Origin of the sequence: Streptomyces sp. NPDC058307, assembly GCF_042880295.1 — a bacterium.
Taxonomy (GTDB): domain Bacteria; phylum Actinomycetota; class Actinomycetes; order Streptomycetales; family Streptomycetaceae; genus Streptomyces.
Genome location: NZ_JBHVYZ010000082.1, coordinates 20,417 through 33,463, shown reverse-complemented (window position 1 = coordinate 33,463; position 13,047 = coordinate 20,417). Strand labels below are relative to the sequence as shown.

11 protein-coding genes, 2 pseudogenes and 1 riboswitch are annotated in these 13,047 nt (G+C 71.3%); of the genes and pseudogenes, 3 read left to right on the top strand and 10 right to left on the bottom strand.

Going from position 1 to position 13,047, the window contains the following annotated elements; genetic code table 11:
- Nucleotides 1-645 precede the first annotated feature (645 nt).
- The 3 genes and pseudogenes from ACFVYN_RS36945 (at nt 646) to ACFVYN_RS36935 (ending at nt 2,044) form a co-directional block, all read left to right on the top strand.
- Nucleotides 646-1,014: a J domain-containing protein gene (locus ACFVYN_RS36945; protein ID WP_390006544.1), complete on the top strand. Its 369-nt coding sequence runs from the start codon at nt 646-648 to the stop codon at nt 1,012-1,014.
- Nucleotides 1,015-1,063: 49 nt separating this feature from the next.
- Nucleotides 1,064-1,245: pseudogene (locus ACFVYN_RS36940) on the top strand (Hsp70 family protein); the annotation flags it as partial.
- A 403-nt stretch (nt 1,246-1,648) separates the two neighbouring features.
- The gene (locus tag ACFVYN_RS36935) at nt 1,649-2,044 is read left to right on the top strand and encodes a DUF2267 domain-containing protein (RefSeq protein ID WP_390006546.1); all 396 of its coding nucleotides are present in this window, start codon (nt 1,649-1,651) and stop codon (nt 2,042-2,044) included.
- Nucleotides 2,045-2,066: 22 nt separating this feature from the next.
- On the opposite strand, the gene ACFVYN_RS36930 is transcribed toward ACFVYN_RS36935, so the two are convergent.
- The 10 genes and pseudogenes from ACFVYN_RS36930 to ACFVYN_RS36885 form a co-directional block, all read right to left on the bottom strand.
- Nucleotides 2,067-2,444: a hypothetical protein gene (locus ACFVYN_RS36930; protein ID WP_390006542.1), complete on the bottom strand. Its 378-nt coding sequence runs from the start codon at nt 2,442-2,444 to the stop codon at nt 2,067-2,069.
- 32 nt (nt 2,445-2,476) lie between these two features.
- Entirely contained in the window at nt 2,477-3,520 is a 1,044-nt protein-coding gene (locus tag ACFVYN_RS36925; protein WP_390006540.1) for an LLM class flavin-dependent oxidoreductase, read from the bottom strand.
- Between the two features lie 13 nt (nt 3,521-3,533).
- Nucleotides 3,534-5,291: a dipeptide ABC transporter ATP-binding protein gene (locus tag ACFVYN_RS36920; protein ID WP_390006539.1), complete on the bottom strand. Its 1,758-nt coding sequence runs from the start codon at nt 5,289-5,291 to the stop codon at nt 3,534-3,536.
- Nucleotides 5,288-6,247, bottom strand: a complete 960-nt coding sequence (locus ACFVYN_RS36915) for an ABC transporter permease (protein ID WP_390006537.1) — start codon at nt 6,245-6,247, stop codon at nt 5,288-5,290. The genes ACFVYN_RS36920 and ACFVYN_RS36915 overlap by 4 nt, the downstream gene beginning before the upstream one ends.
- Complete coding sequence (locus ACFVYN_RS36910) at nt 6,244-7,203, bottom strand: ABC transporter permease (protein ID WP_390006535.1); 960 nt, start codon at nt 7,201-7,203, stop codon at nt 6,244-6,246. Before ACFVYN_RS36910 ends, ACFVYN_RS36915 begins: the two co-directional genes overlap by 4 nt.
- A gap of 3 nt (nt 7,204-7,206) precedes the next feature.
- Nucleotides 7,207-8,826, bottom strand: a complete 1,620-nt coding sequence (locus ACFVYN_RS36905; RefSeq protein WP_390006533.1) for an ABC transporter substrate-binding protein — start codon at nt 8,824-8,826, stop codon at nt 7,207-7,209.
- A 213-nt stretch (nt 8,827-9,039) separates the two neighbouring features.
- Nucleotides 9,040-9,156, bottom strand: a complete 117-nt coding sequence (locus tag ACFVYN_RS36900; protein ID WP_390006532.1) for a putative leader peptide — start codon at nt 9,154-9,156, stop codon at nt 9,040-9,042.
- A gap of 34 nt (nt 9,157-9,190) precedes the next feature.
- Nucleotides 9,191-9,304, bottom strand: a riboswitch (SAM riboswitch).
- Nucleotides 9,305-9,392: 88 nt separating this feature from the next.
- Nucleotides 9,393-10,217, bottom strand: coding sequence for a DUF1684 domain-containing protein (locus ACFVYN_RS36895; protein WP_390006531.1), 825 nt, complete (start codon nt 10,215-10,217; stop codon nt 9,393-9,395).
- A gap of 103 nt (nt 10,218-10,320) precedes the next feature.
- A pseudogene (locus ACFVYN_RS36890) lies at nt 10,321-11,720 on the bottom strand (NtaA/DmoA family FMN-dependent monooxygenase).
- Entirely contained in the window at nt 11,717-12,823 is a 1,107-nt protein-coding gene (locus tag ACFVYN_RS36885; protein WP_390006529.1) for an LLM class flavin-dependent oxidoreductase, read from the bottom strand. The pseudogene ACFVYN_RS36890 and the gene ACFVYN_RS36885 overlap by 4 nt, the downstream one beginning before the upstream one ends.
- Nucleotides 12,824-13,047: the final 224 nt, after the last annotated feature.

The window sequence follows — 13,047 nt, the reverse complement described above, 5'->3', positions numbered from 1 at the left end:
CGGGCGAAAACCCGTAGTCACGCACCTGTACCTCCACGGTCACATGATCATCCGCAGGTGGTGCGTTGATCACTTGAGGGTGCCAACGTCTGCCGACACTCGCCCGCTCGAGCGGTACAAGGCGCGGCATCCGCTGGTTCCGGGAACAAGGGCCGGATCATGTTGCCCCGTTGCTCTCGCTCGTACTCAGCACGGTCCGCAGCTGCTCGAGGAGTACCGCACCGGTACTGAGGGCGCCGGGAAGCTCCGCGGGGTCAGGGTGCGCGCGGCTCGGGTTACTCCGGCTCCCCGCCGTCGGCGTCGAACACCTTGGTGAATGTGGCACCGCACCGGCAGCGCGAGTGCTCGACCAGTTCTCCTTCTTCGGACACGCTCAGTCCCTGACTGAGTCTCACGTGTACATGATCACCCATGGGAAGCCGCCTTCCTCGAGGCCGGTGTTCCGCCTCATGGTGTGGGCTGACCGCTCCCGCCCGCAATGCCACAGCTCACACAGTTCGCGAATGCGACCACCGTGCTTCCTTCTCCTCCGGCGACACCACCAGTCCTGCTCCCACCTTGACAATCCAGGACGCAGGTTTTATCTCATTACCAGAGGCAATCACGGGGAAGCCGCAGCTCGCAGCAGGGCGAGGAGGTGCTGAGATGCAGGCGCGCGACAACGGCGCGGACCTGTATGTGGCGCTAGGGGTGGAGCCTTCGGCGACGGCCGAAGTGATCACCTCGGCCTTCCGCGCCCGGGTGCGGGAACTGCGCCCCGACACCCGCGTGGACGCGGCTACCGTCGAACGGTTCGGCGAGGTGAGGGCGGCGTACGAGACGCTCCGCGATCCGGTCCTGCGCGCAGCCTACGACCAGACGTACCGGCGGACGGCCGGGCGGGCATACGATCCCGGGCCCGTCGTCACCCCGACGGTCAGGCCGGCGCCGCGTCACCTCGTGGCGCTCGCAGTCGCCCGTCCCGGGCCGCCGCTGCGGGCCGGCCCCGTCCGATGGCAGCCGACATCGCGATGAGACCCGACCGGAAACGTGAACCAGTGCATGGCTGAGGAGGGAGAACCAGATGGCGCGCTCGGTCGGTGTCGACCTGGGAACGACGAACTCCGTCGTCTCGGTCCTTGAGGGCGGCGAGCCCACGGTCATCACGAATGCGGAAGGCTCTCGGACCACCCGTCGGTGGTGGCCTTCGCCAAGAACGGCGAGGTTCTGGTCGGCGAGGTCGCCAAGCGGCAGGCCGTGACGAACCAGGCCGCCCAGAGGGTCGGCACGGCTCTGTACGAGAAGTCACGCGCCGAGCAGTCGGCGGGTGCAACCGGGGCGTCCGCGGACGGCACGACCGGCGGCTCGTCCGAGGAGGTGGTGGACGCCGAGATCGTCGACGAGGACAAGGCGACGGCCGGCTGACGACGACCGGGCGTGCGTGCGCGCACGAGCCGCCCACGCACGATCCGAAGGACATCGCGGAGCCTGCGGGAAGCCAGCTCGGTCCGCCGGGCGTCCGATCGTTCGGCGAGGCCGGCGTAGAGGTCAGCGGTCGAGTGACGAGCTCGCGGCGGTGACGGAAGCCACTGGTCGCGCAGGCGAACATCGCGGGCGTCACCCCGGGACCGCCCCAACCCAGCGGAAAGACCAAGTGACGGAGAACGCCATGCGCATGCACTGGGACGCCTTCATCGCCGCAGTTCAAGAGCGCGGTGAATACTCCACGCGGGAGGAGCCGGAACGCGTCTCCCGGGTCGTCCTGGCCCTGCTCGGCGCTCATCTGGTGGGCGGGGTGCGCGCCGAACTGGCCGCCCGGCTCCCCGAGACGATGGCGTTCGTCCTGCTCAACCCGCTCCAGGCGCACGAGCCCCTGTCGCCCGAGCGGTTCGTCCGGGCAACCGCGGCCTGGATCGAAGGCGCCACGGAGACGACCGCCACGTGGGACGTCAGCGCCGTACTCAGTGTCGTCGCCGACATCGTGGACGAGGACCTGATGAACCGCATCCTGCTGCAGCTCCCACCGGGCTACGACCTGCTCTTCGGGCGCCCGGGACTGGACTGATGGAAGCCTCGCAGTGCGCCGGTCACTCGATCCAACGGGCAGCGGCCTCGTAGGTGGTGTCCGGAGTGCGGTTGAACGCGATGGCCGCGTCGGGTGCGTGGCGCCGAATCAGGTTGATGATCAGTTCGAGGAGTTCGACCTGGTCGTCCGAGTGCCGCAGGCCCCCGCCGACGGTGACGCACTCCCACGGGTGGGCCCGCAGCGCGTTCGCGACGACCGCTTCCACTTCGTCACTTCCGTCGAGGCCGATGAGGCAGGTCTCCACACCCACACCGTGTTCGGCGAACTTGGTCAGTCCCGCCTCGATCGCCTCGGCCGCCGGCTCGGGATCCCACGGCCCCGGCACCCGATACGGGTCAAGCCCGATGACGAGAACGCGGGGTGAGGCAGCGGTGTCCATGTCTGGACGATACGCGTCGGACAACCCCCGAATCAGCTGAGGGATGTCGTCAGAGCGGCGGGGTGCCAGCCCAGCTCCGGTGCGATCAGGTGTCGTGTGTCGTGCAGGATCTGTTCGTACTCCTCGCGGTGGAACTCGTACGGCAGTTCCAGGCGCAGCTCCGACACTTCCGCGACGGCGGGGTCGGCGGCGAGTTGTTCGAGGATCTGTTCGGCGGTGCCCACCACGTCGGGGGCGAACAGGGTGCGTTTGGGGCCCTGGGGTGCCAGCGTCCGTTCGTGGCGGCTCGCGGCGTAGGCGCGGTAGCGGGCCCGGCCGGCCGCGTCGGCGCTGTCGAAGGGCACGATCACCCGGCCGAGCGCCACCCGCGCGGGAAGGTCCGCGCCCTTCGTGGACAGTGTGCGGCGGTACTCGGCCAGCAGGTTCAGCTGGGCCGTGGTGAAGTCGTCGGTGCCCTCGCCGGTGACGATGTTGCCCGACAGCAGGCTCAGGCCGTTCTCGGCGGCCCAGTTGACCGAGCGCAGGCTGCCGCCGCCGTACCACAGCCGCCGCGCCAGATCAGGATTGTGCGGTTGCAGACGGGGGCGCTGGACGTTGCCCGGCGAGTGGATGACCGTGTCCGGGCCGCCGAGGTAGTCGCCGCGCAGGTTGTCGACGACGCGGGCGATCCTGCCGTACGACAGGTCGAAGCCCCGCCAGTCGCCGTCGTGCACGAGGTCGCCGAGCAGGTCGGCGTGGGGCATGCCGGTGCTGAAGCCGATCTGGAGCCGCCCCTGGGACAGGACGTCGGCCAGCGCCAGGTCCTCGGCGAGGCGGAACGGGTTCTCGTAGCCGATCGGGATGACCGCCGTGCCCAGTTCGATCCGCTCGGTGCGCTGCCCGGCCGCGGCGAGGAACACGGCCGCCGAGCCGACGCCGTGTTCGAGGTGGCGCTGGCGGATCCAGGCGCCGTCGAAGCCCAACCGCTCGCCGTACGCGAACAGTTGGAGAGTCTCCTCCAGGCCGGTGTACGGGTCGTCGTCGGCGAAGTTGCCCGGGGTGAGAAAGGCCAGTGAGGTGATCGTGGGAGTGCTCATGTGACGCCGGTCCTCAACTCGGGGTGGGCTCGGGGGCGGGGGCGGGGACGCGACCGCCGGGGATCGCCGCGAGCAGCTCACGGGTGTACTCGTGGTGGGGGCTGGTGAACAGGTCCTCCGGCGGGCCGGTCTCGACGATCCGGCCGGCCCGCATCACGGCGACCTGGTGCGCGATCTGCCGTACGACGGCCAGGTCGTGGGAGATGAAGAGGTACCCCACGCCCGTGTCGGTCTGCAACTCGGCCAGCAGGTCCAGGACTTGGGCCTGCACGGACACGTCGAGCGCGGAGACCGGCTCGTCGCACACCACCAGGTCGGGGGAGAGGGCGAGGGCGCGGGCGATCGCCACCCGCTGGCGCTGGCCGCCGGACAGCTCCGCGGGTCGGCGCTCAAGCGTGCCGACCGGAAGTGCCACCCGGTCGAGCAGTTCACGGGCCCGGGCGAGCCGGGACGCGCGGTCGCCGACCTTGAAGGCGCGCAGCGGCTCGGTGATCACCTCGGCTATGGAGAAGCGCGGGTCGAGCGAGGCGTACGGGTTCTGGTAGACGAGCTGGGCGCGGCGGCGCAGCTCTCTGGCCCGGGCGCCCTTGGCGGTCGTGACGTCGGTGCCGTCGAACAGGATCTGTCCGGCGGTCGCGTCGGCGAGGCGCAGCACCAGGCGGGCGAGGGTGGACTTGCCCGAGCCCGACTCGCCGACCAGGGCGAGGGTCCGGCCGCGACGGAGGGTGAAGCTTGCGTCATCGACCGCGCGCAGGGTACGGGGGCCGCCCCCGGTGCGGGGGAGCCTGAACTCCTTGACGAGGTTGCGTGCTTCGACCAGGGGAGCAGCCGTGTCGGCTTTCGGCTCGGGGGCCGGGGTGCGGGGGCGGACGGTGGCCGGACTCGAAGCGCCGGCCCGGCTCGAAGCGCCGGCCCGGCTCGAGGCGTCGGCCAAGCTCGGGGCGCCGGCCAGGCTCGGGGCGCTGGCCAGCAGATGCCGGGTGTACTCGTCCTGTGGGTCGGCCAGGACCTCACGGGTGCTGCCCGCCTCGACGACCCTGCCCTGGGACATGACCACGAGGCGCTGGGCCCGGTCGGCGGCGACCCCGAGGTCGTGGGTCACCAGCAGGATCGCGGTTCCCGACTCCTCGGTGAGGCGCTGGAGATGGTCGAGGATGACCCGCTGCACGGTGACGTCGAGCGCACTGGTGGGCTCGTCGGCGATGATCAGCTCGGGTTTCGCGGCGATGGCTACGGCGATCAGGGCGCGTTGTCGCATGCCGCCGGACAGTTCGTGCGGGTACTGCCGGGCGCGGGTGGCCGCGTCGGGCAGCCCGGCCCGGTCCAGGACGGCGATCGCCTCGGCGGCGGCCGAACGGCGGTTCGCCAGTCCGTGGATGCGCAGAACCTCGGCGACCTGCTCGCCGATCCGCTTGACCGGGTTGAGCGAGACCGTCGGATCCTGCGGGACCAGCCCGATCCGCGCTCCGCGCACGGTACGCAGCTCCGCTTCCGACAGCGTGGCAAGATCGTGCCGGCCGAAGCGGATCGTGCCCGCGTCGATGCTGCCGTTGCCCGCGAGGAGCCGGGTGACGGCGTGCGCGGTCGTGCTCTTGCCGGAGCCGGACTCGCCGACCACCGCGGTCACCTGGCCCGGCCAGACGTCGAGGTCCACGCCCCGGACGGCCTCGACCGTGCTGCCCCGGGTGCGGTACGACACGGACAGGCCGCGTATCTCCAGCAGTGGTGCGGTCACGCTCTCACCCTTCTCGCCGTCTCTGTCGTGGGTCATCGCTGCCTGGACCACTCGCCGTCGAGCGCCCGGGCGATGCGGTTGGTGGCCAGCACGGTCGCGGCGATCGCCAGCCCGGGCAGCGCGGTCAGCCACCAGGCGTTGGCGAGATAGTTGCGGCCCTCGGAGATCAACGTGCCCCACTCCGGGGCCGGTGGTGGCGCCCCGTAGCCGAGGAAGCTCAGCGCCGACACGGCCAGGATCGAGGAGCCGAAGTCCAGGGTGGCCAGGACGATCACCGGGCCCGCCGCGTTGGGCAGCACATGCCGGCCGAGGACCGAGTACCAGCGGGCCCCGCACGAGCGCGACGCCTCGACGAACACCGCCTGCCGCACCCGCAGGACCTCCGCGCGCGCCACCCGGGCGAACGAGGCGACCGAGGCGATGCCGACCGCGACCGCCACCTTCACCGTCCCGTAGCCGAGCGCGGTGACCAGGGCCAGCGACAGGAACAGCGCGGGGATGGACAGCAGCACGTCGACGAAGCGCATCAGCACGTCGTCCACCCAGCGGCCCACGAACCCGGCGACCACGCCGAGCAGGCCGCCGACCACGAACGCGACCAGCACCGCGATCAGCGTGGCCTTCAGGGACAGCTGGGCGCCGTGCACCACGCGGGAGAACACATCGCGGCCCAGCTCGTCGGTGCCGAACCAGCGGTCGGCGCTCGGGCCGCGGAAGTTCTGCGACGGCACCCCCGCCAGCGGATCCCGCGAGGTGAACAGGTCCGGCCAGAACGAGGCCAGCACCACCGACACCAGGACGGCGACCGACAGCAGCAGACCGGGGCGGCGCGACACGAACCGCAGCACCCGCCGGACATCGACGCGGCGCCCCGGTCCGGCACCGGGGTCACCGGTCCTGGTGTCGAGCGGCCGGCCGAGGGCGGCCTCGGCCGCGTCGTCGACGTCGTCGACATCGACATCGACATCGACAAGGCTCTGGCTCTGGCTCATGCGAAGCCCGCCCTTCTGCCGGAGGCCACCACGATCCGCGGGTCGAGCAGCGGATAGACCAGGTCGATGACCAGGTTCGTCATCACGAAGATCAGCGCTCCGAACGCCACCACCCCCTGGACCACCGGAATGTCCTGCGACGTGACCGCCGCCGCGGTGACCCGGCCGAGGCCGTCGCGGGAGAACACCGTCTCGACGACCACCGAACCGGCGATCAGCTGCCCCACCAGCAGGCCCACGACCGTCAGCGCCGGCAGGGAGGCGTTGCGCAGGGCGTGCCGCAGATGAACCCGCCACCGCCCGGCGCCCTTGGCCCGCGCGGTCTCCACATACGCCTGGTCCAGCGCGGTGAGCAGGCTCTTGGCGAACACCTGGGCGACCTGCGCGCCGGTCGGCACCGCCAGCGTCAGGGCAGGCAGCACCAGCCCTCGCAGTCCGTCATTGCCGAACGCCGGGAACCAGTGCAGCCGGAAGGAGAACGCCTCGACGAGCAGCAGCCCCACCCAGAACGTGGGGACGGACACCCCGAGCGGGGGCAGCGACAGCAGCAGCTGCCGCAGCCAGCGCTGAGCGGTGTAGGTGGCCAGCACCGCCAGGCCACCGCCGAGGACCACCGCGAGCAGCAGTGCCGCGCCGGTCAACTGCAGGGTCTGTGGCAGGGCGTCGGTCAGCGTCGAGGCGACCGGGCGCCCGGTGGACACCGAGTCGCCGAAGTCCCCGCGCACGGCCCGCCCCAGGTACTCGCCGTACTGCACCAGCACGGGCTTGTCGAAGCCGTACTCGTGCCGCAGGGCGGCGAGCTGATGCGGGTCGACCTGCCCCGAGTCCATCCCGGCACTGGCCATCGCGGTGACCGGGTCACCCGGCAGATAGTCCAGCACCAGGAACGAGACCGTGTACGCCGCCCACAGCACGCCGACCGCCTGCGCGAGCCGTTTGATCACATAGCGGCGCATGCGTCAGCCGATCCAGGTGTCGTGCAGCTGGAGCCGGCTGGAGGCGTCGAAGTTCAGGTCGTGCACCTTCTTCGACACCGCCAGTTGGGTCTGGAGCTCCACGACCGGCACGTAGTAGGCGTTCTGCACGATCAACTGCTGCGCCTGCCCGACCAGTTGCTTGCGCTTGGCGGTGTCGGTGGTCGCGGCCTGCGCGGCCAGGGCCGTGTCCAGGCCGCTCGTCGGCACGCGGTAGAAGTTGGCCAGCTTCGTGGAGAAGGAGCTGCGCAGGATGTCGGGGTCGGCACGGGTGACGTTTCCCCAGGCGGCGTCGTAGTCGCCCGACTGCAGCGTCGGCGCGAGCTGGGTGACCTGGAGCTGCTTGAGGGTCGCCTGGACGCCGACCGCCTTGAGTTGCTGCTGGATCAGCTCCAACGCGGGCTGGTTGGTGCCGGCGTTGGGGATCCAGTCGATGGTCAGGCCGAGCTTCTTGCCGTCCTTGGTGCGGATGCCGTCGCTGCCGGTCTTCCAACCGGCCGCGTCCAGCAGGGACTTGGCCTTGGCCGCGTCGGTCTTCAGGCCCGACGCGAGGCTGGTGTAGTCGGGCGTGGTGTGGGCGAGGACGCTGGTGGCCGCCTGGGTGCCGGTCGGGAACACGGTGTCGGCGATCTGCTGCCGGTCGACGGCGTACAGGATGGCCTGGCGCACGCGCGCGTCGTTCAGGACCGGCCGCGAGTTGTTGAGGCCGAGGCCGAACACCACGCCGGGGTTGGCCCGTCGCTGGAGGGCGACCTGGCCGCCCTTGAGCGCTGCCTCGTTGGCCTTGCCGACACTGCTGATCGCGTCCACCTGGCCGGACTGGAGACTGCCCGCCCGAACACCGGCCTCCGGTACGACCTTGAAGACCAGCTTGTCCAGGTATGCCTCGCCCTTCTTGGTCCACAGCGAGGAACCCCAGGCGTATCCGGCGCGCTTGGCGAGGGTGAGCGACTGGTTCTGCACGTACTGCTTCAGCACGAACGGCCCGGAGCCGGTCACGCCGTCACTGCACTTCTGCTGCGGGGTCTTCTTGACGCTGGCCGAGGATTCGATGCCCAGCGAGTGTGTCGAAGTGGCCTGGAGGAACTGGGCGTTGGGCTGCTTGAAGGTGACCTTGACGGTGAGCGGGTCGACTGCCGTGGTGCTCTCGACGCCGCTGAGATAGCCCTGGGCGAGGGTGCCGAGCGCGCCGAGCCGGGGCACCGCGTCGAAGTTGTCCTTGACCACCTGAGCGGTCAGCTTCGACCCGTCGCTGAAGGTGACACCCGAGCGCAGATGGAAGGTGAACTGCTTGGCGTCGGAGCTGATGTCCCAGCTCTTCGCCAGCCACGGCACGATCTTGCCGGTTTTCGGGTCCTGGTCCGTGAGGGAGTCCACGATCTGGCGCACCGAGTAGATGGTCTCGTTGCTGGCGACCTGCTGCGGGTCCACGCAGCCGGCGTCCGAGCCCACCGCGAAGGTCAGGGTGCCGCCGGACCCGGGCTGCCCGGTGCCGCTGCCGGAGTCGCCGCCACCCGAGCCGCAGGCGGTCAGTAGAACACTGGTGGTGACAAGGGCGGTCCATGCCGCCCAGCGGGCGGATCCGACATGGGGAAGTGCAGTCACGGAGGGCTTCTCCTACTCGTGTCACCCGGACGGATGCCGTACGCGGCATGGCCGTACCTGGGCGTGCGGCCCCGGCCGGTGCGACGCCGGTGCCGGGGGTGCGCTGGACAGACAGGGATCACGGGAAACGGGGCTCGAAGACAGCCGGAGATCAGGCGCAGGCGGGCGCGGCGGCAGCGGGTGCCGAACCGCGACCAGCGGTGGGAAAGCCTGTCAGGCCCGACAGAGACAGCTGGTCGAGCGCTTGAGGTCGATGTGACGCCGGCGCGAGAGCCGGGAGAACACGGTGGCGCCGATGAAGCGGACGCCGAGATCACCACCGTGCCGCATACCGGGCCTCCACTTTTCCGGCCCCGGTCACGGGGCCTCGCGCTTGCGGAGATCGTCGGTGATCCCGCCGGGCTTTCACCTGGAGCACCCCACCGCGGGGGAGGGTTGCCGGTCAGCGAGCCAGGGCTTGACGCTGACACTCAATGCCGTTCGTGATCGTACGGAGGGCTCTCGTCGTACGTCAATGCCGCAAACCGGCGTGCTGCGGGGGCAGTCGGGCCGGCAGCGGGTCCGGCTCAGGAACCGCCGCGCTCGCGCGGGATCTTCAGGCCGGCCTCGATCGCCACCGGCAGCCGGTTCTCGGCCGGGGGCAGCGGGCAGGTGGCCAGGTCCGTGTAGGCGCACGGCAGGTTCGCGGCGCGGTTGAAGTCCAGGACGACCGTTCCGTCGGCGGTGGGCGGCTCCAGGGAGAGGGACCGGTTGGCGGCGTAGGTGGTGACCCCCGAGGTCGCGTCCGTGAACAGCACCATCAGCCGGCCGGCGCCATGGCCGGGGAACGCGGTCAGCGACAGTGGGCTCCCCTCCAGCTCGAACTCGATCCTGCCCGGAGCGTCGTACACATGCTCAAGGCCCTCGACCGCGGCGCCGACGGTGGTGGGTCGTGGCGTGTCGAAGGGGATGTAACGGCCCGTCACTGCCCAGCGCGGGTCGGGGGCGTAGGCGGGCGTTCCGGTGAAGGCCGTGCGCAGCGGCGCGTCGGGGTGCCGGGGGCGCACGATGTCGTGCCCGCCGCGCTTGGCGACCTCGATGACGGCGTCTCCCCAGACGGCGTCGACACCGGTGCGCTCGGCAAGCACGCCGAAGCGGTGTTCACCGTGCACCGGCGTTCCGTCGACGAGCAGTTCCTCGCCGTCGTCGAGATCTACGACGACCCCGTCGGGGCCGGTTCGCCACGCGCCGGGCGCGTCCGGGAAGCGCTGCGGGCGGTCGTCGAGCCAGTGCAGGCCGGTGATCGCCAGGAACCCGTGCGGGTCGGCGAGCCGGGCCTCCTGGGCCCGGTACCACTCCAGCCAGGTCTCGGTGAAGGCATGGAAGTCGGTCTTGGTGGCCTCGGTGGTCATGGGTTCTCCTTCGTCACGCGCGCGTGAGTGCGGGTTCAGGGTGCCGGTGGGGCCGTCGATGGCCCGGCGGTCGGACGCGTTGGGCGCTCCTCGCGCAGCCATGTCAGCCCGCCTGCCGTTGCTCCCGCGCGGACCGGTGCGTGAGGGGCTCGCGCAGGCCGAGGTTCTCGCGCAGGGTGGTGCCGGTGTACTCGGTGCGGTAGATCCCGCGTTCCTGCAGTTCCGGGACGAGCAGGTCGACGATGTCGTCGAGGCCGTCGGGGATGAGGTACGGCGTGACGTTGAAGCCGTCGACCGCGCCGTGCCGCACGAAGTGGGCGAACTTGTCGGCCAGGCCGGACGGGGTGCCGACGTGCCCGCGCTGCGGGCCGAGCGCGATGACGGTCTCGCGCAGCGACCAGCCGTTGGCTTCCGCCTTCGCCCGCCACTCGGCCACGACCGTACGCGGTCGGCGATGCGCCGGGCCCCGAAGGAGCCGTCGTTCTCGGCGACGACCGGGTCCTCCTTCGGCAGCGGCCCGTCGGCGTCGCGGTCGGACAGGTCGATGCCCCACAGCAGTCCGGCGATGCCCAGTGCCGTGGCGGGGGTGACCTGCTGGAGCCGGATCCAGCGCTTCTTCTCCTGGGCCCCCTCCTCGGTGGCGCCGATGATGATCTCGGTGCCCGGCAGGATCCGCAGGTCGTCGTCGGGCCGCCCGACCGCCCGCAGCCGGTGCCGGATGTCCTGGGCGAAGGCAAGGGCGTCGTCGAAGTCGTTGCCGTGCGCGGAGAAGATGACGTCGGCGTTGCGGGCGGCGAAGTCGCGTCCCTCACCGGAGTCACCGGCCTGGAAGATCACAGGGTGCCCCTGGGCGCTGCGGGGCAGCGTCGGGGCGAGGTCGATGTCGAACTGCGGTCCCTGGTGCCGTACTTGGCGTACGGCACCGGGCGCCGACCATTCCGGTGCCCCGGCGGAGTCGGCGATCGCTCCGTCCTGCCAGCCGTCCCACAACGCGCGGGCCACGGTGAGGAACTCCTCGGCGCGGCGGTAGCGGTCGGCGTGGTCGAGGTAGCCGCCGCGGCGGAAGTTGGCGCCGGTCCAGGCGTTGTCCGTGGTCACCACGTTCCAGCCGGCGCGGCCTTCGGAGAGCAGATCGAGTCCGGACAGACGGCGGGCGAGGTCGGCGGGCTCGTTGAAGGTGGAGTTGGAGGTGGAGACAAGCCCGATCCGGCGGGTGACCGCGGCCAGTGCCGCGAGCTGGGTGATGGCGTCGGGGCGTCCGGCCACGTCGAGATCGTGGATCCTGCCGTCGACCTCGCGTAGCCGCAGCCCCTCGCCGAGGAAGAACGCGTCGAACAGGCCCCGTTCGGCGGTCTGCGCGACCCGGCGGAAGGAGGCGGGGTCGATCTGGGAGCCGCTGTCGGGGGCGGACCAGATGGTCCAGTGGTTGACGCCCTGGAAGAACACCCCGAAGTGCAGCCGGGCGTGCGGGCGGGGGACGTCGAGGGGATCGGTGCGGGTCATCGGGCGTCCTCCTGGCCGGCCACGGCAGCGGCGGCGAAGCGGTTGACGGGGCGCTCCAGACCCAGGGTCGAGCGCAGGGACGTACCGGGCAGCGGACGGGCGACGAGGCGCCGCTCGGACAGGGCCGGCAGCACGAGGCCGGAGAGGACGGGCAGGTCCTCGTCCAGCACCAGCGGGTGCAGCCGTACGCCGTCGACGTGCCGGCTCAACTCGGCAAGGAGCGAGACCAGTTGGGCCGCCGAGCCGACGTGCCGCAGCCGGCCCCGGTCGGTCCACGCCGCGTTCCGTTCCAGGTCGGCGACACGTTCGGCGGCCGTGGCGTCCGGTGTGTCCAGCGCCACCTCGACCTCGGCGAAGAGGCGGGGCGTACCGGCGGCAGCGGCGGCTGCGGTGAGCGACGCGAGGTCACGGCCCTCGACGAGAGCGACGTCCAGCTGTGCGGCGGGAACCCGGTCCGGCCTGCCCAGGACGACCAGCTGCCCCTGAGGCGGGCGCGGCACGATCGCCGGGCCCTTGACGGCGTACGTCTCGCCCGTGAAGTCGATGTAGTGCAGCCGCTCGCGGTCGAGGTAGCGGCTGGTGGCCACGGACCGGATGACCGCGTCGTCCTCCCACGAGTCCCACAGGTCGCGGGCCACCTCCACGCCGTCCCGGGACTCCCGGGCCCGTGCGGCGGCGTCGGCGACCAGCGGTCTGCCCCAGGCACGAGCCGCCTCGGGGCGCTCCTCCTCCGTCACCACCCACCCGGCGCGACCGGCGGAGATGTGGTCCAGGGACGCCAACTGGCTGGAGACATGGAAGGGTTCGGCGTAGGTGACCAGGACGACGGGTGCGATGCCGATGGTGCTCGTGGACGCGGCGACGAAGGCCGCTCGCTCCACCGCGCCGATACGGCCCACCGGATCCGGTGAGGCGCCTGGCGGCAGCACGCCGTCGTCCAGGGTGACCAGCGTGAACCCGGCGTTCTCGGCGACGGCGGCGACCTGGGCCACGCGGCGCGGTGTGAGCAGCTGATCGGGCGAGTGGGCGGCGCGGCGCCAGGCCGCGGGGTGTGCGCCGTCGCCGTCGATCTCGACGGCGAGGTGCAGGGCGGGGCCGGTCAAGGGGGTTCCTTCCGGGAAACACGGGACTCGCGGCCACAGGGCCACGACGAGACAGCCGGCACAGCGGCCGGCCGGGGTCAGACGTGTACGGAAGGACAGACGGCGGAGGAGGTACGGCAGTAGTCGACATGCCGCCGGGTGATGAGCCGCGCACCACTGCACGCACCGCTGCACGCACCGCGCGGTGCCGCGCCCCGTACGTGCATCAAAGCCTCCACCGGTCA

Bases quoted from the DNA above. Each gene is read 5' to 3' on its own strand.
- ACFVYN_RS36930 (WP_390006542.1), bottom strand. From the start codon at position 2,444: ATGGACACCGCTGCCTCACCCCGCGTTCTCGTCATCGGGCTTGACCCG.
- ACFVYN_RS36925 (WP_390006540.1), bottom strand. From the start codon at position 3,520: ATGAGCACTCCCACGATCACCTCACTGGCCTTTCTCACCCCGGGCAAC.
- ACFVYN_RS36900 (WP_390006532.1), bottom strand. From the start codon at position 9,156: ATGCGGCACGGTGGTGATCTCGGCGTCCGCTTCATCGGCGCCACCGTG.
- ACFVYN_RS36935 (WP_390006546.1), top strand. From the start codon at position 1,649: ATGCGCATGCACTGGGACGCCTTCATCGCCGCAGTTCAAGAGCGCGGT.
- ACFVYN_RS36895 (WP_390006531.1), bottom strand. From the start codon at position 10,217: ATGACCACCGAGGCCACCAAGACCGACTTCCATGCCTTCACCGAGACC.
- ACFVYN_RS36910 (WP_390006535.1), bottom strand. From the start codon at position 7,203: ATGCGCCGCTATGTGATCAAACGGCTCGCGCAGGCGGTCGGCGTGCTG.
- ACFVYN_RS36945 (WP_390006544.1), top strand. From the start codon at position 646: ATGCAGGCGCGCGACAACGGCGCGGACCTGTATGTGGCGCTAGGGGTG.
- ACFVYN_RS36915 (WP_390006537.1), bottom strand. From the start codon at position 6,247: ATGAGCCAGAGCCAGAGCCTTGTCGATGTCGATGTCGATGTCGACGAC.
- ACFVYN_RS36920 (WP_390006539.1), bottom strand. From the start codon at position 5,291: ATGACCCACGACAGAGACGGCGAGAAGGGTGAGAGCGTGACCGCACCA.